Source organism: Kitasatospora albolonga (genome assembly GCA_002082585.1).
Lineage (GTDB): Bacteria > Actinomycetota > Actinomycetes > Streptomycetales > Streptomycetaceae > Streptomyces > Streptomyces stephensoniae.
This window is the reverse complement of the sequence record CP020563.1, coordinates 2,170,168-2,189,251: the sequence shown is the minus strand read 5'-3', so window position 1 is coordinate 2,189,251 and position 19,084 is coordinate 2,170,168. Positions and strand designations below refer to the sequence as shown.

Here is a 19,084-nt window from a genome sequence, read left to right as displayed (position 1 = left end):
GGGCGGGTCGGGGGCGGTGCGTACGTACGGGGGCTGGTGAGCGTACGCACAGGGGGCTGGGCGTACGCACGCGGTCTGGTCGGCGTGCGTACGGGGGAAGGTCGGCTTACGCCTACGGGGCCTTGCGGGCTCGTACGGCCGGGTTTACGCCCACGGGGCAAGGACCGGCCGCATGTTCCCCAGCCGTTCGCCGGGCGAATTGGCGGAGCACCTGCCCAAAAGGTCCCCGCGGGGCTACGCTGAATCCGTGCCGGACGACGTGGGGGGCAAGCCGTTTCCGGACGGCTGGGAGCCCGACGACGACCGCGGGGGCGCGGACGAGGACTTCGCCTCCGTGGTGTTCGACGAGGACTTCGTCCGGGCCGCCACCGTCCATGAACCCACCGCCGTGGAGCGTCTCCTCGCCGCGGCGGAGGCCCGCGCGCAGGCCGACGCCGCCCGGGCCCGCCGCAGCAGGCGCCCCACGGACGGCGAGTACGGCTCCTACGGGCGGTCCCGGGGCTATCACGACCCCCAGGACCTCGACTACGAACCGGACCGCGACGACGAGACCGCCCAGGGCTCCTACGGCCCGGGCGGGGGACTCCGGCGCTACCGGGGCGCCGCCCGCTGGCACCGCCCGGTCGCCTGGCTGCTGGCCCTGGTGATGGGCGTCGGGATGGTCGTCCTCGCCTTCACCGCCGTCTACCGGGGCGCCTCGGCCCACCGCCAGGACTCGGTGCCGCCGCCGGTGACCAGCGGTGTGGACAAGCCCGGGGCGGTCCCGTCGGCCTCCGCCGACCACTCCCGCCCGGCGGTCTCCGCCACCCCCCGCACCCCCTGAACGGCCCCGCGCACCCGCAGCCCCCGACCGTCCACGCATGGCCCGGCCGTCCACGCACCCCCTCCCCGGGCCGCCCGGCACGCGCCCGGCACTCGCGCGTCACCCGTCCGGCGGTGACCCGCGCGGACCACTTGCCGCCGCTCTCCGCGTTTACGTACGCGCCGATCGACCTACTCTGAAGATGTGCCCCCTCGCTTCCCGGGGGCTTCTCGCTGACCGGTGGTGCGAGATCGGGAGACGACGTCATGACAGGCCGCTCAGAACCCCCGAACGGCCCGCCCGAGAACCCCGAGGGCGGCGAGGACGAGTACCGCTCGCTCGTCTTCGACGAATCGTTCATTCGCAGTGCCCGCATGCAGGAGTTCTCGGCCCAGGAACGGATGGGCGAGCACGCCAGGGCCGTACGGACCCTGCCGGAGCCGGTGGTCCCGGCGGGCCACGGCTCCAGGGCCGCCATCGTGCTGGTCGTCCTGATCGCCCTGGCCTTCGCCACGGCCGTCTACATCGGCTTCCGCAACCCCTACCCGCAGCCCGTGCCCCGGCGGGCCGAGCCGCTGCGGACCACCGTGGTGCCCCTCGCCCCCCGCGCGGCCGTCCCCGCCGGATCACCCGAGCGGCTCTACCGGGCCGCCCCGCTCTCCGGCTTCCGGATCGGTGCGGAGGGCATCAACTTCCCCTCCGTACGGCGCACACAGAACTTCTCCGACAGTCAGATCACCACCGCCCTCGCCACCGTCAAGGACTACCTGGTGGAGTCCTCGCTCAACCCCGACGTCCTCACCGGCCAGGTCCGCCGCCCCGTCGAACAGCTCCTGGACCCGGACCAGCGGGGCCAGTTCGAACGGTCCCTGAGCAGCCCCGCCGACGACGGGCTCCACGCCGCCACCGGCTGGCTGGTCCGCTTCGACCCGGCCCAGGTCGAGCTCGCGGACCCGCAGATCCGGGTGCAGGGCACCCTCTCGTACGCGGAGGACGGCGCGGGCACCCTGGAGGTCGTCTCGGACCACACCTTCACCTACGCCCTGCGCCCGGCGGACGGCCCCCGCAAGGAGGACGGCGCGTCCCTCTTCACCGTCCGCCGCGAGCTGCACTTCCGCTTCGACCGGGAGGACCTGCGGCTGCACCGGCTGGAGCTGCGCACCGCCCACGTACAGGCCGGACCGCAGTCCTGCTCGGCCGGTGCCACGGGGACGCTGCGCCCGCTCCTGGCGGGGGAGCGGGCCGACGACCGGGGTCCCGCGGCCACCGACCCGTACGCCTCGGGCCGGCCCGCGGCGGCACTCTGCGGCACCCTGGCACCGCTGGGCGCTACGCCTTCCGGGGCCCCTCCCCGGACTCCTCAGGACCCTCAGGCCCTCCGGGAGTTCCGCCCCCGTCCGTAGCGGAACCGCCCGCACCGCCCTTCGCGCCCCCGCCACCGCCACCGGTGAACTTGTCGCGCAGCTTGCCGCCCAGGTCCCCGGCGCCCCCGGCGATGTCCCCGACCAGCTTCATCAGCGGGTCCTTGCTCGTGCGCACGGTGTCGGCGTAGTGCGAGGCGGACTCCCGGAATGAGTCGGACACCGAGGTGTCCTTGTCCTCGTCGCGCCGGGGGTAGTGGCCGTCCATGATCCGCTGGTAGTCCCGGGTCTCCGACCACTTCTTCAGCTCGGCGGCCCGCACCGTGGTGAAGGGATGCGTCCGGGGCAGCACATTGAGGATCTTGAGGACCGAGTCCCGCAGGTCCCCGCCCTTCTCGTACTCGTCGGCCTGGGCCAGGAAGGCGTCCACGTTCATCTCGTGGAGGTGGTTGCCACCGGCGATCTTCATCAGACCGCGCATCGACGCCTGGATGTCCTGGCCCACCAGGAGTCCGGCCCGGTCGGCGGAGAGCTCCGACTTGCGGAACCACTCGCGCAGCGCCGTCACTATCGCCATGATCGCCACGTTCCCCAGCGGAATCCAGGCGACCTTCACGGCCAGGTTGGTGAGGAAGAGCAGTATCGTCCGGTACACCGAGTGACCGGAGAGCGCGTGGCCCACCTCGTGGCCCACCACCGCCCGCATCTCCTCCTCGTCGAGCAGCTCGACCAGGCCGGTGGTCACCACGATGATCGGCTCGTCGAGCCCGATGCACATGGCGTTGGGCTGCGGGTCCTGCTTCACGTACATCGGCGGGACCTTCTCCAGGTCCAGGATGTAACACGCGTCGCGCAGCATGTCGTGGAGGTGCGCGAACTGCGCCTCGCTCACCCGCACGGAGTCGGAGAGGAAGAGCAGCCGCAGGCTGCGCTCGGGGAGCAGCCCGCTGAGCGCCTTGAACACGGTGTCGAAACCGGTGAGCCTGCGCAGGGCCACCAGGGCCGAGCGGTCCGCCGGGTGCTCGTAGGCCCGGGACGAGATCCCGGGGAATCGCCTGCGCGCCCTGCTCGGCACGTTCTCGTGACTGCTGTCGGTCATGGATGGCCCCCTGTTCGTACGAGACGTTGCTCGCCCCCCGGACGAAACCCAGCGTATGCGCTGGCGCTACGGTGTGCGGGGGGCTGTGGATAACTTTGAGGAGCGCCCGAAATGCCGCACATCGCCGTCACCCTTGCTGCCGCTGCCGCGGAACAGGGACCGGGGGACACCCTCCGGATCGTGCTGCTGGTCTCGATCGTCGGAGCGGTGGTGCTCGCCTGGTTCCTGCTGCGCGGCTACCGCAACACCGATGACAACGACTGAGTCGGCGTGAGCGTGCCCGGGGGCCCCGCATACGATGTGCCCGACGTCTTCCTTCCGCCTCACGATCGATAGGTCCTGCCGAAGATGAGCCTCACGAGCACCGCACACCAGCTGGTCACCCTCGCCTCCGGGGGCGAGGGCGGTGGCAACCACGAAAGCCTCAACCCCTACCTCATCGGCGGTCTGACTTTCTTCGCGCTGATGTTCCTGCTCTGGGTGACCACCCGCTTCAACCGCGACCGCTGAGGCGGAGGCGTACAGCTGTGCCAGTAGGCTCTGCACGCATGGGAGAGCAGGAAGTGCCTACCGGCCCCGGCAAACGCCGCATCGGCGTCATGGGCGGGACGTTTGACCCGATTCATCATGGACACCTGGTGGCGGCCAGTGAAGTGGCCGCCCAGTTCCATCTCGACGAGGTCGTGTTCGTCCCGACCGGGCAGCCGTGGCAGAAGAGCCACAAGAACGTCTCCCCGGCCGAGGACCGCTATCTGATGACGGTCATCGCCACCGCGTCCAACCCGCAGTTCTCGGTCAGCCGCAGCGACATCGACCGTGGTGGACCGACGTACACGATCGATACGCTGCGGGACCTGCGCGAGGTCCACGGCGACGCGGACCTCTTCTTCATCACCGGCGCCGACGCACTCGCCCAGATCCTCACCTGGCGCGACGCGGAGGAGCTGTTCTCGCTCTCCCACTTCATCGGTGTGACCCGGCCGGGTCACGTGCTCACGGACGACGGACTCCCCGAGGGCGGTGTCTCCCTCGTGGAGGTGCCCGCGCTGGCGATCTCGTCCACGGACTGCCGTGAGAGGGTCGCGCAGGGGGAGCCGGTCTGGTACCTGGTGCCGGACGGTGTGGTCCGCTACATCGACAAGCGCCAGCTGTACCGCGGCGACTGAGCCACGGAGAGGGGCACCGGTGAACGACCGACAGAACCCGTACGACCACGACCCGTACTACCAGCAGCCGCAGATCATCGGCTACGACGAGTACGGGCAGCCGGTGTACCAGCAGCAGGGGCAACAGCAGGGCGGGCAGCAGTACGACCCCTACGCCGCCCAGCAGGGCCAGGCCCAGGCCACGGGGTACGGATACGACCCGTACGGCCACTCCCAGCAGCCCCAGGCCCAGCCGTACGACCCCTACGTGGGCCAGCAGCCCCAGCAGGAGCAGGGCGGCGGGAGCACCGACCACGGGTACGGCCAGGGGCAGGCCCAGGACCAGGGTTACGGGTACGGCGGCTACACCGACTACGGCTACGCCACCGGGCAGCAGCAGCCCCAGCAGTCCGCCGCGGTCGACACCGGGCAGCAGTGGAACATCCCGCAGCAGGCCGCCGCCCCCGCACCGGAACAGGCCCCGCCACCGGCCGCGCCGCCCGCACGCGAGCAGGTGCCGTCCGACCGCGAGCAGGCGCCCGGGCGTGAGCCCTCCGCGGCGGAGCTCGATCCCGCCGTCCCCGGGCAGCGCGGTCCCGCGCCGGACTACCGCACCGAGCAGTTCTCGTTCATCGAGGAGCCCGACGAGGACTCCGAGGACGTCATCGACTGGCTCAAGTTCACCGAGAGCCGCAGCGAGCGGCGCGAGGAGGCGCGGCGCAAGGGCCGCAACCGGATGATCGCGCTCATCGTCGCCGCCGTGCTCGTGGTCGTCGGCGGGGTCGGCTACCTGTGGTCCGCCGATCTGCTCCCCGGCCTCTCCGGCGGCGAGGAGAAGAAGGCCGTCGCCGCCGGGGCGCAGCAGCGTGACGTCATCGTGGTGCATCTGCACAACACCAAGAAGGGCGGCACCTCCACCGCCCTCCTCGTGGACAACGCCACCACCAAGCAGGGCACCACCGTCCTGCTGCCGAACACGCTCGCCGTCGCGGGCGAGGACGGGGCCGGCACCACGCTGGGCAAGTCCGTGGACGACGACGGCAGGACCGGCACCCGGGAGGCGATCGAAACCCTCCTCGGCACCAGGATCAGCGGAACCTGGCGGCTGGACACCCCGTACCTGGAGATCCTCGTCGAGCAGGTCGGCAACATCGAGATGGACACCGACATCGATGTGCCCGACGCCAAGAAGGGTGCCGCGCCGCTGGTGAAGAAGGGGGAGGCGCAGACGCTCAGCGGCCCGATGGCCGTCGCGTACGCCACCTACCTGGCCCCCGGCGAGGCCGAGGCCAAGCAGCTGAACCGGTTCGGGGAGGTCATGCGCGCGGTGCTGCGTAAGATCTCGGAGGACCCCAAGGCCGCGACCGTCACCGTGGAGACGCTGGCGCAGGTCCTGGACCCCTCGCTGCCGGAGAAGGACCTCGGCGCCTCGCTCGCCAAGCTGGCCTCGCGCGCCAAGGTCGGTGACTACAAGACGACGATGCTGCCGGTCCAGGACGACGGCACTCTCACCGACGCGGCCACCCGCAGCGTCGTCAAGGACGTCCTCGGCGGCACGGTGAAGGCCCCCGAGGCGGGCGCCCCCGTCCGGGTCGCCGTCCGCAACGCCACCGGGGACGACCGCGCCGGGGAGTCGGCCCGGATCGCCCTCGTCAACGGCGGCTACGCCTTCGTGAGCGGCGGCAAGGCCGACACCGAGGCCGAGTCCGTCGTCCTCTACCGGAGCGCCAAGGACAAGGAGAAGGCCACGGAGGTCGCCAAGACCCTGGGGCTGCCCGCCGGGGCCGTGAAGAAGGGCGAGCCTGCCGCCAACGCCGACGTGTCCGCCGTACTCGGCCAGAACTACAAGATCAAGTAACTCCGCGAGGGTCTCGCCGGACGGCACTCCACCGCCGTCCGGCGAGATCCTTTCCGCGGCTCACAGCGGATGCTTCCGCAGCTCACGGCCGGTGCGCACCGAGGAGTGAAGGGCTGTCGGCGGTCCGTGAGACCCTAGAGGTTGCATCCGACCGCCGACGAAAGCCTGCATGTGACCGCCACGGACCGCTCCATCGAGCTCATCAACGCCGCCGCTCAGGCGGCCGCCGACCGGCTCGCGCACGACATCATCGCCTACGACGTCAGTGACGTGCTGTCGATCACCGACGCCTTCCTGCTGGCCTCGGCCCCCAACGACCGCCAGGTCAAGTCGATCGTCGACGAGATCGAGGAGCAGCTCCAGAAGCAGCTCGGCGCCAAGCCGGTGCGCCGTGAGGGCGACCGCGACGCCCGCTGGATTCTCCTCGACTACGTCGACATCGTCGTCCACGTCCAGCACAGCGAGGAGCGCGTCTTCTACGCGCTGGAGCGCCTGTGGAAGGACTGCCCGGAGATCGCCCTCCCCGAGGACGCGGTCAAGACCCGTGGCAGGGCCGAGGAGCACGCACAGCTCAACGGCGGCACGGAAGGTGACCTGAGCTGAGCACCCGCAGCGGCAGGGGCCGCAGGATCGTCCTCTGGCGGCACGGCCAGACCGCGTGGAACCTGGAGCGCCGCTTTCAGGGCTCCACGGACATCGAGCTCACCGAAGAGGGCGTCGGGCAGGCCCGCAGGGCCGCCCGGCTGCTCGCCTCGCTGAAGCCCGACGCCGTGGTCGCCTCCGACCTCCGGCGCGCGGCGGCCACGGCCGCCGAGCTGGCGGCCGTGACCGGTCTCACCGTGGCCCACGACGCCGCGCTCCGGGAGACGTACGCGGGCGTCTGGCAGGGCCTGACGCACGGGGAGATCATCGAGCGCCACGGCGAGGAGTACGCGGCGTGGAAGCGCGGCGAGCCGGTGCGCAGGGGCGGCGGCGAGCTGGAGACCGAGGTCGCCGACCGGGCCGCTCCGGTCGTCCTGGAGCACGCCGAGAAGCTGCCCGTCGACGGCACGCTCGTCGTGGTCAGCCACGGCGGCACGATCAGGACGACGATCGGGCGGCTGCTGGGCCTGGAGGCACACCACTGGGAAGGGCTCGGCGGGCTGTCGAACTGCTGCTGGTCCGTCCTGGGCGAGGGCGCGCGCGGCTGGCGCCTGCTGGAGCACAACGCCGGCACCCTGCCGGAGCCGGTGCTCGGCGACGACGACTAGGACCGGTCGTTCGGACCAGGCACCGGGCCGGTCATCGGGCCGTCCCGGCCGGATTTCACTTTCCGGCAGGTCACAGGCTAGAGTTCTTCTTGTTCGCAGGGCGGAAACGCAGGGAAACACAGCGGACAGCGGGGCTATAGCTCAGTTGGTAGAGCGCCTGCATGGCATGCAGGAGGTCAGGAGTTCAATTCTCCTTAGCTCCACAATCAAGATCCCGTCCCCGGTCTGGGGGCGGGATCTTCTGCATGGGAGCGTGCAGCGGGCTGACCCTCTTGCGGGGCCATGGCAGAATCGGAGCGCCGGAGGGGGCGACGGACCGATCGGGAGGGAGCGCGATGCCTGCGAGCCGCGAGCACGTCCCCGACCTGCCCCTTGTCATCGCCCCGCCCCCCGGCTCCGTGAGGTCCGAAGATCCAAGGTCCCAAGATCGATCCCGTCTCGGCTGTCCGTCCTGCGGTTCGTCCCACGTGGCCCAGGTCCTGGGCGACAACGGAGGGGTCTCCTACGTGTGCACGGCCTGCGGCCACAGTTGGAGCTGACTGATGGGTGCACACAGGCGTAAGTGCGACTGGTGCGGCAGCGGTACGCCCATTGTCAGGGACATGGACCCGATCAACCCGGAATACCAGTACTGGTGCGAGGAATGCGCCCGGGCGCTGATCATAAAAGGCGACCCCATCGAGACGTACCGGGAGCTGGAGGGGGAGCCGATCTACGGACGCCTCCTGGAGGAGCACTGCACGCTCAAGCGGTTCTACTCCTTCGCGACGGCCTGACGGTCCGGCGGCCCGGTGGCCCCGACCCTCTGACCTGCGGCTGAAGGTCCAACAGCCAGGATGATTCGGGCATATCGATCCAAACCGGAAACGATTTGGTGAAGCACCGGGGTGACCGTGTAATGTTCTCGATGTCGCCAGGGGGAACCGGGCGGCAAACAGCAAGGGGCTATAGCTCAGTTGGTAGAGCGCCTGCATGGCATGCAGGAGGTCAGGAGTTCAATTCTCCTTAGCTCCACAAGTTCCACATGAAGAAGCGGGCCACCCGGATCGGGTGGCCCGCTTCTTTTGATCCCTCGCCCGTGGCCCGGCGGTCCGCCCGTGGCTCGGCGGTCCGCTCAGCCCCGTCCGCTGCCCAGGGCCCGCCGGTTGGGCGCTGGCAGGGCGGGGCGCCCCTCGGCCGGCGGCTGCTCGATCCGGAGCGCCAGCGCGGGGCAGCGCCGTACGGCCCGCTGGGCGCGCCCGCGCAGATGCATCGGTACGGAGGCGTCCGCCAGTGCCGGATAGCCGTCGGGGCCCAGCCTGATGAGCTCGGGCACGATGTCCGCGCAGAGGCCGTGCCCCTGGCAGAGCGTCCAGTCCACCGCCAGCTTCTCGCCGCTCGGAATCGACTCCTCCACGTCCTGGTGGCCGGAGAAGGGCAGCGGCAGCACACCGAGCGTCTCCCGGCCGCAGCCGCCGTCCAGGACATGGGCGGCGAGGTCGTCCGTGAACGCCGACAGCGTCGACATGAAGAACCGCGCCGAACCGTCCGGATGCTTGCACGCGCCCCGGCCCTTCACGGCCTGGGCCACCTCGCGCAGCGCCTCCAGCGCGGCGGGCCCGCCTCCGTTCAGTACGTCGGAGAGCCCGCCTGCCGCCGCCGGGAGCCCCAGCTTGCACGGGCCGCACTGCCCGGCGGTCTCGGCGGCCAGCCAGTTCGCGATCCGGAGGGACTCGCCCAGCGGGCAGGTCTCCGGACCGATCGGCAGGATCGCGCCCGCGCCCAGGGCGCCGCCCACGGTGGCCAGGGACTCCCGGGATATGACCGCGTTGTGGGAGGCGACCGCGTCGATCCAGTTGCCGTGGTAGCCGCCGGTCAGCACCCCCTGGGGCAGCGGCGGGGCCCCGGCCAGCTGGAGGACGTACCGCAGCGGGACGCCCGTCGGCACCTCGACCACCATGGGCCGGGCCACGGCGCCGGAGACGGTGAGCAGAACGGTGCCCGGTTCGTTCGGCAGCCCGGTGTGCCCGTAGCGGCGGGGGCCGATCCGGGCGGCGACGGCGAGCTGGGCGTACGTCTCCGCGTTCGACAGCAGGGTCGGGGAACCGCCCACCCCGGTCTCCGCCGCCCGCTCGCGTCGGCCCGGGGGCAGGGCCGGACCGCCGTTCGCCGCCCGGATCACCGAGGACGCCTCGCCGGAGACCATGCGCTCGGGGGTGCGGACCACCCGGGCCCGCAGATGCTGGCCGCGCCGGTCGGAGAGGCCGCGCTCGGCCAGGGCCGCGCGTACGGAGACCTCGGTGGAGTTACGGGTGACGGCGACGACCAGCGTGCGCGCGCCGAGCGCCTCGGCGGCCAGCAGAGCACCGTCCAGGATCAGGTGCGGGGCGCGGTTGATCAGGACGGTGTCCTTGCGGCAGGCGGGCTCCCCCTCGCTCCCGTTGATCACGACCACGGGGCGCACTCCGCGCCGGATGGACGCCTTGGCCACCGCCCGCAGCTTCTTGCCGAAGGGGAACCCTGCGCCGCCCCGCCCGCGCAGGGAGATCGCCTCGGCCAGCTCGGCCAGCCGCTCGCCGGTCATCGGTTCGAGGGGCCCGTGCACCTTCAGGTGCATGGCGAGGTCGAGCCGCTCCACCAGGTCGAAGCCGGTGGTCAGTTGCGGCAGCCCGACGACGCGGACCTCGGGAACGTCGGGGAGGGGGTCGTTCACGGGCGGTCTCCTGCGGGTGCGTGCCAGGGTTCGCCGGCCGGGGGCGCGGAGAACGGACCGGCCGCCGGTTCGGTGCCGGTACCGGCGGTGGCTGTGGGGTGAGGTTCGGCGTTGCGGGGCCCGGCCGTCGGGGCCGCCCGGTGAGGGTCTTCGTACGGGGACGCGTACGGCGTTTCGTAAGAAGGCGTGGGGGAGCTGTGGGCCGGATCGCTGCCAAAAGAAGGCGTCGCGTCAGCTGTGCCGCGGGCCGGTGTGCCGTACGGGGGTGTCGTGTTGAGCGGTGACGCGTACAGCGGCGGTTCCTGCGGGGGCGCGTAGGTGTGCTCGTAGGTGTGCTCGGCTCCGGCGGGGCGGTGGTGGGCCTGCGCGGGGGGAGCGGGGGACGGGGCGGGCCAGCGGGCGCCCGGCGGGCGGGAGGGGCCGCCGGCCTGGGAGACGGCGCGGTATCCGGCCGAGATACCCGGCCCGCCCGCCGGACCGTCCGCGAGCCGGTCGGAGCTGCGCGGAGGCGGTTCGTACGGCGGCGGGGACGGCTCGTACGGAGGAGGCGGCTCGTAGGACTGGGACGGCTCGTACAGCGGGGACGGTTCGTGCGGCGGGGGCTGGACCCCGTACAGCAGCTCCGTCGGCGCTTCGTGCAGCGAGCCGGACAGCGGTACGGACGGGGGCGCGGGCGGCGGTATCGGCGGGGGTACCGGCGCCGACAGGGTGCGCGGGCGCACCGGAGTGCCCCGGCTCCCCCGGCCGGGCTCGCTCCACCCGGCGGGCTCCCCGGGGGCCGGCTCGCGGTCCGCGCCGGGCCCGCGCCCGGAGCCCGGCGGGGCGGCGGCCCGCAGGACCGGGTCCGGCACGTCGAAGTCCGCGTCGGGGCTCAGCAGCGCGGCGATCCGGTCGGTGATCCGGCGCTTCGTCGGGCGGGGCAGCAGCCGCAGGCACAGGGCACCGGCGACGGCGACGAGGCACAGCCCGTACATCACGACGACCCAGGTGGCGGGCGCCCGGCCCGCGTACAGGCCGTGGATCAGCGCGGCGCACCAGGCCGGATAGGCCAGGGCGTGCAGGGCGCGCCACCGGCCCGCGATCCCGCCCGCCTCCCGGGGGGAGCCCAGCGACTGCCCGAGCCGGGTGGCCGTGGCGGAGGGCTGGGCGAACGCGCTGCGCAGGGCGCCGGTCGCGGCCGTGACCACCATCAGCAGTCCGGCCAGCGAACCGAAACCGATCAGCCCCGCCGTGCCCGTGACGCCTAGACCGAAGGGTATGAGGGCGCCGAGCAGGCTCACATGCCCGAGGGCGACCTTCACGGTCCCGTGCAGCAGCAGGAAGCCGAGCGCCGCCACGGCGGTGGCCCGGTGGATGCCCTGGCAGATGATCCGCTGACGGGTGGAGAGGAACAGCCGGTCGGTGGCCAGCAGACCCCAGGCGACGGCCGCGGTGAGCGACACCAGCGACAGGACGCCGGTGGTGAAATCGAGGGTGGCGCGGAAGCCGTCGCTCCCCGCGACGGCGAGCAGGGGGACGAAAACCAGGGCGGTGACAGTCAGGCCGCCCTGTACAGGCCGACTCATTCCGGGGCTCATGGTGGGGGATACGCGGATCTTGCGATGAGGGTTCATGGGGGCGACTCCGAATAGTTCGGCAAAGCGGTCCCGTTGCCGCATGCTAGGACGCCCCATACCAGCCAGTACGGGCTTTGCTCGGTTGCCCCGATAGAAGTCGGTACGCGGAGTAACCGCCGCTTCCCCGGAGTTCCCGCCGCCCCGGGAGGTGCCCCAGGACTCCGCCGAAAACCCATCGGACGATCACCGGAAGCCCGCCGAATGCACACCGTGCACCCACAGGAAGGTCACGCGTCAGCTACTGAGGGTGACGAGTGGGCGAGAGGGTTTCCGCCCCGCGCGCATGAGATCCGCCCCGCGTCCGCTCTCCGGTTACTCCCCGCTCCCGTCCGGGCTCGTGCGGTACCCTGACGCCATGCGTGCCGTACGCCTTCTGCTTAGCGAGCCGCGCTGAACAGTTCCGACCGGTGAGAACGCCTGGTCGGAGTCAGCGCGGCGTCCCCTCCTGTGCGAGGGGATTTTTCGTTTCCCGGCAGATGACGATCGATGGAGCTTTGAGGATCATGAGCGAGACGAATTCCGCTGCCGAGACGGCCGCGCCGCACCGCTACACGGCGGCGATGGCCGCCGACATCGAGGCACGCTGGCAGGACTTCTGGGACGCCGAGGGGACGTACGAGGCGCCGAACCCCACCGGCGACCTGGCGGGCGACCCGGAGCTGGCCGCCAGGCCCAAGAAGTTCATCATGGACATGTTCCCGTACCCCTCGGGTGCGGGGCTGCACGTCGGACACCCGCTGGGCTACATCGCCACCGATGTCTACGCCCGCCACCAGCGGATGACCGGCCACAACGTGCTGCACACCCTGGGCTTCGACGCGTTCGGCCTGCCCGCCGAGCAGTACGCGGTCCAGACGGGCACCCACCCCCGGGTCTCCACCGAGGCCAACATGGAGAACATGAAGGTCCAGCTGCGCCGGCTGGGTCTGGGCCACGACAAGCGCCGCTCCTTCGCGACGATCGACTCCGACTACTACAAGTGGACGCAGTGGATCTTCCTGCAGATCTTCAACTCCTGGTACGACACCGAGGCCGACCGGGCCCGCCCGATCGCCGAACTGGTCGAGCAGTTCGAGAACGGCACGCGGGCGACCCCCGACGGCCGTGAGTGGAGCGCGCTGAGCGCCGCCGAACGCGCCGACCTGCTGGGCGAGTACCGCCTGGCGTACGCCTCCGACGCCCCCGTCAACTGGTCGCCGGGGCTGGGCACCGTCCTGGCCAACGAGGAGGTCACCGCCGACGGCCGCTCCGAGCGCGGCAACTTCCCCGTCTTCAAGGCCAAGCTGCGCCAGTGGAACATGCGCATCACCGCCTACGCCGACCGGCTGCTGAACGACCTGGACGGGCTGGACTGGCCCGAGGCCATCAAGCTGCAGCAGCGCAACTGGATCGGCCGCTCCGAGGGCGCCCGCGTCGAGTTCCCGGTCGACACCGCCGGGGGCATCACCGTCTTCACCACCCGCCAGGACACCCTGTTCGGCGCCACCTACATGGTCCTGGCGCCCGAGCACGAGCTGGTCGAGCGGATCATTCCGGCCGCCTGGCCCGAGGGCACCCACCCGGTGTGGACCGGCGGCCACGCGAGCCCGGCCGAGGCCGTCACCGCGTACCGCAAGCAGGCCGCCGCCAAGTCCGACGTCGAGCGGCAGGCCGAAGCCAAGGACAAGACCGGTGTCTTCACCGGCGCGTACGCGACCAACCCCGCCAGCGGCGAGAAGATCCCCGTCTTCATCGCGGACTACGTCCTGATGGGCTACGGCACCGGCGCGATCATGGCCGTACCGGCGCACGACGCGCGCGACTTCGCCTTCGCGCGCGCCTTCGAGCTGCCGATGCGCTGTGTCGTCCAGCCCTCGGACGACCGCGGCACCGACCCCTCCACCTGGGACGACGCCTTCGCCTCGTACGAAGCGAAGCTGGTCAACTCCGCCAACGACGAGATCTCGCTGGACGGCCTGGGCGTCGTCGAGGCCAAGGCGAGGATCACCGACTGGCTGAAGGAACGCGGCGTCGGCGAGGGCACCGTCAACTTCCGGCTGCGCGACTGGCTGTTCAGCCGCCAGCGCTACTGGGGCGAGCCCTTCCCGATCGTGTACGACGAGGACGGCATCGCCCACCCGCTGCCCGAGTCGATGCTGCCGCTGGAGCTGCCCGAGGTCGAGGACTACTCGCCGCGCACCTTCGACCCGGAGGACGCGTCCGCCCAGCCCGAGACCCCGCTGTCGCGCAACGCCGACTGGGTCAACGTCACGCTGGACCTGGGCGACGGCGCCGGACCGCGCAAGTACCGCCGCGAGACCAACACGATGCCCAACTGGGCCGGTTCCTGCTGGTACGAGCTGCGCTACCTGGACCCGACCAACGACCGGCAGCTGGTCGACCCGTCGATCGAGCAGTACTGGATGGGCCCGCGCGAGGGCCAGCCCACCGGCGGCGTCGACCTGTACGTCGGCGGCGCCGAGCACGCCGTGCTGCACCTGCTGTACGCGCGCTTCTGGTCGAAGGTGCTGCACGACCTGGGCCACATCTCGTCCGCCGAGCCGTTCCACAAGCTGTACAACCAGGGCATGATCCAGGCATTCGTCTACCGCGACAGCCGGGGCATCGCCGTCCCCGCCGCCGAGGTGGAGGAGCGCGACGGCGCCTTCTTCTACGAGGGCGAGAAGGTCAGCCGGGTCCTCGGCAAGATGGGCAAGTCCCTGAAGAACGCGGTCACGCCGGACGAGATCTGCGCCGAGTACGGGGCGGACACCCTGCGCCTGTACGAGATGGCGATGGGCCCCCTGGACGTGTCGCGCCCCTGGGACACGCGTGCCGTGGTCGGCCAGTACCGGCTGCTCCAGCGGCTGTGGCGCAATGTGGTCGACGAGGACAGCGGTGAGGTCACCGTCGTCGACACGGAGCCCGGTGAGGACACCCTGCGGGCCCTGCACAAGGCCATCGACGGGGTCGGCCAGGACCTGGCGGGGATGCGGTTCAACACCGCCATCGCCAAGATCACCGAGCTGAACAACCACCTGACGAAGGCGGGCGGCCCGCTGCCGCGGTCCGTGGCCGAGCGGCTGGTCCTGCTGATCGCCCCGCTGGCCCCGCACATCGCGGAGGAGCTGTGGCGCCGACTGGGCCACACCGAGTCCGTCGTCCACCAGGACTTCCCGGTGGCCGACCCGGCGTACGTCGTGGACGAGACCGTCACCTGCGTCGTCCAGATCAAGGGCAAGGTCCGGGCCCGCCTGGAGATCGCGCCCTCCATCACGGACGAGGAGCTGGAGGCGCTGGCCCTGGCGGACGAGGCGGTCGTCGCGGCGCTGGGCGGGGCCGGTATCCGCAAGGTCATCGTGCGCGCGCCGAAGCTGGTGAACATCGTTCCCGCGTGACGGCAGAGGTGTGACGGCCCCGGTCACGGGTCTCGGTACGTGATCAGGGCCATCCCCTACGGGCAGGTTGGGGGTTCCGAAGGAACCCTCGGCCTGCCCGTTCCGTTTACGGTGGAGGGGGCGACCGGTACCGGCGGCCGCATCGAGACACCGAGGGGCGTCCATGGAAGTCGAAGCCGTGATCGCGGTGGTGGCGTTGCTCTTCTTCGCGTTCGTCGCACTGGGGGTCTACGCGACGGTGAAGGTGGTCGGCGCGGCCAAGAGGGGCGTGGACCGCACGATCACCCAGGCCCGCCGGAGCGTGGAGGACACCACGCTCCGGGCCAAGAGCTTCGGCCAGCCGGGCGTCGCGGGCGAGCTGGCCCAGCTCCGGCTCGGCCTGCGCACCTCGATGCGCGCCACCCAGGACGCCCTGCACGCCGGTGTCGCCGAGGACGCCTCGCTCGCCGAGTCGGTGGACCTCTTCCGGCGGCTCAGCGCACACGGCCTGGAGCTGGACGACGAGCTGAAGCGGCTGGAGCGCGAGCCGGACCGGGCGACGGTCGCCTCGCTGCTGCCGCAGCTCAGGGAGCGCACCCAGCGGATCACGCACTCGGCGGACTCGCTGCGCTGGGCGGCACGGGACCGGGCGCGGCAGTTCGCCGCCGACGACCTGGACGCGCTGAACGCCCAGATCGACATCGAGGCGGGGGCCCTGCGCCACTGGACGGCGGAGGAGCAGCCGCCGCGCGCCTCGGGCCCGGGGGCCGCCTCCCAGGGCCCGGGCGCCGGAGCCACGCGGACGTCCGGCACCGGGGTCGACTGGCCCGAGCCGGTCGCCGGGACCGGGAGCAGCGCGACGGCGGACGAGTCCTGGGGCGGCCCTGCCGGACCGGAGGCCCCGCAGGCGATCACCGCTCCGGACCCGCGTCTGCGGACGCGGTACCCGTGGCAGAAGTCGGCCCGGCCGGAGACGACCAACTGACCACTGCCTGACCACTTCCCGACTGCTTCCCGGTCGCTTTCCGATCGCTTTTCTCAGGGGTCGGCTGAGGGCGGTCGGCTGAGGACTGCCCGACCGCTGTCTGAGAGCTCCTTGTCGCGGGTGAGCAGGATGTGTTCCGAAGTGACCACGAATGATCAGAGGGCCGGGGCCGGACTCCCGCACTCCCACCTGGGCAGGTAACCTCCGCCTCATGTCCCGCCATGTCGCTGTCGTCACCGATTCAACGGCCTATCTGCCGCCCCAGACGATGGAGCGGCACGGCATCACCGCGGTGCCGCTGACCGTCGTCCTGGGCGATCAGGCGTTGGAGGAGGGTACGGAGATTTCGGCCCGCTCGCTCGCCCTGGCCCTGCAGAAACGCCACTCCGTGACCACCTCCCGCCCCAGCCCCGAGGTCTTCGCCGAGACATACCGGGCGGCGGCCGAGGGCGGGGCCGACGCGGTGGTCTCGCTGCACCTGTCGGCGGAGTTCTCGGGCACGTACGACGCCGCGCTGCTCGCGGCGAAGGACGCCCCGATTCCGGTACGCGTGGTGGACACCGGCATGGTCGCGATGGCCCTGGGCTTCTGTGCCCTCGCGGCGGCGGAGGCCGCGGAGGCGGGCGGCGGACTGGACGAGGCCGTGGCGGCGGCGGAGAAGCGGGCCGCCGGAACGTCCGCTTATTTCTATGTCGACACTCTGGAGTACCTCCGCCGGGGAGGCCGTATCGGCACCGCCCAGGCGCTGCTGGGCTCCGCGCTCGCGGTGAAGCCGATCCTCCAGCTCGACGGCGGCCGGATCGAGATGCTGGAGAAGGTACGGACGGCGTCCAAGGCCATCGCCCGCCTGGAGGAGATCGTCGCCGAGCGGGCCGGTGAGGCGACGGTGGACATCGCCGTCCACCACCTCGCCGCCCCGGACCGCGCGGAGCGCCTGGCCGAGCGGCTGCGGGAACGTGTCCCGGGCCTGGCCGACCTGCACGTCAGCGAGGTGGGCGCGGTCATCGGGGCGCACACGGGGCCGGGGCTGCTCGGCGCGGTGATCTCGCCGCGGTGATGCCGCCCTCGGACGAGTCGTCACCCTCGGACGAGTGACTGAGATATCCACAACTGGCCAGTTATCCACAGGAATCGGGGCTGCTCAGCGGGTTCGGGCGGTTGTGCCTAACGTCGTGAGGCATGGCCCTTCGACTGCCTCGGGTATCGACCCCCGACCACCTGCCTACCGCTCCCGATCCCCTGCCCGCCACTCCCGACCACCTCTCCGCTGCCCCTGATCATCTCTCCGCCGCCGTCCCGCCCGCTGCTTCCCCGCCTTCGACGGTGCCTCCCGCACCGCCCTCGGCCTCCGATGGTGCGGCGGCGGGAGCGGCGGCCGCTGTCGAACGTGCTCCGGTGCCTGGGCGTCGGGTGCGAAGGGGTCCCGGCAGCCGCCCGAGCGGCAGGGCGGGGCTCCGCCCCGGTGCCCGCCCCGGCAGGCAGGGGTCCGCACGGGGCCGTGCCGCCCTGGCGGCGGCGTCCGCGCGGCGCCGGGCGGACGCGCTGATGGCGGGCGACCCGGGCCCGGGTGCGGTTCTTGACCCGAGCCCGCCTTTGAACCCATCTCTGAATCCGGCTCCAGCCTCGAGCTCGCCTCCGGCCCTGAGCCCGACTTCACCGCCGACCTCGACCTCGACCCTGCCCCTGCCCCCGCCCCCGCCCCCGAGACCATTTCCTCTCCCCGACGGCAGCGCGGGGGCAGGGGAGGGCGCGGAAGAGGACGTACGGGTGCGGGCGCGTGGGTCCGTCGGAGTGCGGCACGCGGCGTCGGGGCTCTGGGACCGGATGCCGTTGTGGGTACGGCTCAGGTGCGGGCCGACGCCCCGGGCGCTCGCGGCGCTGGCCCTGGTGCTGCTGGCCGCTGTCTGCCTCGCCGTGTTCCACTTCTGGTCCGTGCGTCCGCAGGCCGTGCGTGCGCCCGAAGCGGTGGAGCCGGGGGCGTCCGCGGCGGTCGAGGACGCGTTACGGCCCGGAGGCGCGGGACCGCTGCCCCGGCCTGCTGCCGGTGTACCGCCCTCCCCTCCGCCCGAAGCGGCCGGGCAGATCGTCGTGGACGTCAGCGGCAAGGTGCACCGGCCGGGGGTCCAGCGTCTTCCCGCCGGTTCGAGGGTGGCGGACGCGCTCCGGGAGGCGGGCGGTGTGCGCCCCGGGACCGATGTCACGGGGCTCAACCGGGCGCGTGTCCTCATGGACGGTGAACAGGTCGTGGTGGGGCTCCCTCAGGCCCAGGCCGCCGCCGGGACGACCGGCGGGGCAGCGGGTGCACCGGGGCCGCCCGGCCCGGCGGCACCGCTGAGCCTGAGCGCGGCCACTAAGGAGCAGCTCGAAACCCTGCCGGGGGTCGGTCCGGTGCTGGCGCAGCACATCATCGACCACCGCACGGAGAGCGGCGGATTCCGGTCCGTCGACGAGCTCCGGCAGGTCAAGGGCATCGGCGACCGCCGGTTCGCCGACCTTCAACCGCTCGTGCAGCCATGAGCAGCCGCGAGGCGGGCCCTGGGACGGGCGTGGCGGCCGACCGCGACACCGCCGCCGTCACGAGCGGAGCGCCGGCCCCCTCCTCCCGAGCGCGGGAGGAAGGACCGACGGACCTCCGGCTCGTTCCGCCGGCGCTGGCGGTCTGGGCGGCTGCCGCCCTCGCGCTGGGGCTGCCGGGCCCCTGGGTGGCAGCGGGGTCGGTGGTCTGCGCCGTGGTGGCGCTCGTACTGCTGGCCACCGCGACCACCGGAGGCAGGCGGGCCACCGGGCCTGCGGAAGGCGGACGGGTCGCCGCGCCTATGGGAGGCGGACGGGCCGCCGCACCCGTGAGAGGCGGACGGGTCGCCGCGCCCATGGGGGACGGACGGGCCGCTGCGCCCAGGGGGGACGGACGGGCCGCTGC

Annotated in this window: 15 protein-coding genes and 2 tRNA genes; 14 read left to right on the top strand and 3 right to left on the bottom strand. The window is 72.1% G+C overall.

Annotated elements, in window-relative coordinates:
* Positions 1–247: 247 nt before the first annotated feature.
* Positions 248–823, top strand: coding sequence for a hypothetical protein (locus B7C62_09565; protein ID ARF72487.1), 576 nt, complete (start codon positions 248–250; stop codon positions 821–823).
* Positions 824–1,068: 245 nt separating this feature from the next.
* On the top strand, positions 1,069–2,205 hold the full coding sequence (locus B7C62_09560) for a hypothetical protein (protein ID ARF72486.1): 1,137 nt from the start codon (positions 1,069–1,071) through the stop codon (positions 2,203–2,205).
* Here B7C62_09560 and B7C62_09555 read toward each other — a convergent pair.
* Positions 2,132–3,262 (bottom strand): peptidase M48, encoded by a 1,131-nt coding sequence (locus tag B7C62_09555; protein ARF72485.1) that lies wholly within the window; start codon positions 3,260–3,262, stop codon positions 2,132–2,134. The two genes, B7C62_09560 and B7C62_09555, sit on opposite strands and share 74 nt — an antisense overlap.
* A 548-nt stretch (positions 3,263–3,810) precedes the next feature.
* Between B7C62_09555 and B7C62_09550 the strand changes: the two genes are divergently transcribed.
* The 8 genes from B7C62_09550 to B7C62_09515 all read left to right on the top strand — a co-directional run bounded on the left by B7C62_09550 (position 3,811) and on the right by B7C62_09515 (position 8,532).
* Positions 3,811–4,428, top strand: coding sequence for a nicotinic acid mononucleotide adenylyltransferase (locus tag B7C62_09550; protein ID ARF72484.1), 618 nt, complete (start codon positions 3,811–3,813; stop codon positions 4,426–4,428).
* Positions 4,429–4,447: 19 nt separating this feature from the next.
* Entirely contained in the window at positions 4,448–6,265 is a 1,818-nt protein-coding gene (locus B7C62_09545; protein ARF72483.1) for a hypothetical protein, read from the top strand.
* A 171-nt stretch (positions 6,266–6,436) separates the two neighbouring features.
* Complete coding sequence (locus B7C62_09540) at positions 6,437–6,868, top strand: ribosome silencing factor (protein ID ARF72482.1); 432 nt, start codon at positions 6,437–6,439, stop codon at positions 6,866–6,868.
* Complete coding sequence (locus B7C62_09535) at positions 6,865–7,515, top strand: histidine phosphatase family protein (protein ARF72481.1); 651 nt, start codon at positions 6,865–6,867, stop codon at positions 7,513–7,515. The genes B7C62_09540 and B7C62_09535 overlap by 4 nt, the downstream gene beginning before the upstream one ends.
* 130 nt (positions 7,516–7,645) lie before the next feature.
* A tRNA-Ala gene (locus tag B7C62_09530) sits at positions 7,646–7,721 on the top strand.
* 129 nt (positions 7,722–7,850) lie between these two features.
* Positions 7,851–8,054 carry a hypothetical protein gene (locus tag B7C62_09525; protein ARF72480.1) on the top strand — a complete coding sequence of 68 codons (204 nt, stop codon included), beginning with the start codon at positions 7,851–7,853 and terminating at the stop codon, positions 8,052–8,054.
* A gap of 3 nt (positions 8,055–8,057) precedes the next feature.
* On the top strand, positions 8,058–8,291 hold the full coding sequence (locus tag B7C62_09520) for a hypothetical protein (GenBank protein ID ARF72479.1): 234 nt from the start codon (positions 8,058–8,060) through the stop codon (positions 8,289–8,291).
* Positions 8,292–8,456: 165 nt separating this feature from the next.
* Positions 8,457–8,532, top strand: a tRNA-Ala gene (locus tag B7C62_09515).
* Between the two features lie 97 nt (positions 8,533–8,629).
* On the opposite strand, the gene B7C62_09510 is transcribed toward B7C62_09515, so the two are convergent.
* Both B7C62_09510 and B7C62_09505 read right to left on the bottom strand, forming a co-directional pair.
* Complete coding sequence (locus B7C62_09510; GenBank protein ID ARF72478.1) at positions 8,630–10,207, bottom strand: oxidoreductase; 1,578 nt, start codon at positions 10,205–10,207, stop codon at positions 8,630–8,632.
* A complete protein-coding gene (locus B7C62_09505) occupies positions 10,204–11,772 on the bottom strand; it encodes a hypothetical protein (GenBank protein ID ARF72477.1) in 1,569 nt (522 codons plus the stop codon). The genes B7C62_09510 and B7C62_09505 overlap by 4 nt, the downstream gene beginning before the upstream one ends.
* Positions 11,773–12,326: 554 nt before the next feature.
* Here B7C62_09505 and B7C62_09500 point away from each other — a divergent pair.
* From B7C62_09500 to B7C62_09485, 4 genes are all read left to right on the top strand, one after another.
* The gene (locus tag B7C62_09500) at positions 12,327–15,200 is read left to right on the top strand and encodes a leucine--tRNA ligase (GenBank protein ARF72476.1); all 2,874 of its coding nucleotides are present in this window, start codon (positions 12,327–12,329) and stop codon (positions 15,198–15,200) included.
* Between the two features lie 163 nt (positions 15,201–15,363).
* A complete protein-coding gene (locus B7C62_09495) occupies positions 15,364–16,164 on the top strand; it encodes a hypothetical protein (GenBank protein ARF72475.1) in 801 nt (266 codons plus the stop codon).
* Between the two features lie 211 nt (positions 16,165–16,375).
* On the top strand, positions 16,376–17,221 hold the full coding sequence (locus B7C62_09490; protein ARF72474.1) for a fatty acid-binding protein DegV: 846 nt from the start codon (positions 16,376–16,378) through the stop codon (positions 17,219–17,221).
* A gap of 767 nt (positions 17,222–17,988) precedes the next feature.
* Entirely contained in the window at positions 17,989–18,681 is a 693-nt protein-coding gene (locus tag B7C62_09485; GenBank protein ARF77073.1) for a DNA-binding protein, read from the top strand.
* Positions 18,682–19,084 lie beyond the last annotated feature (403 nt).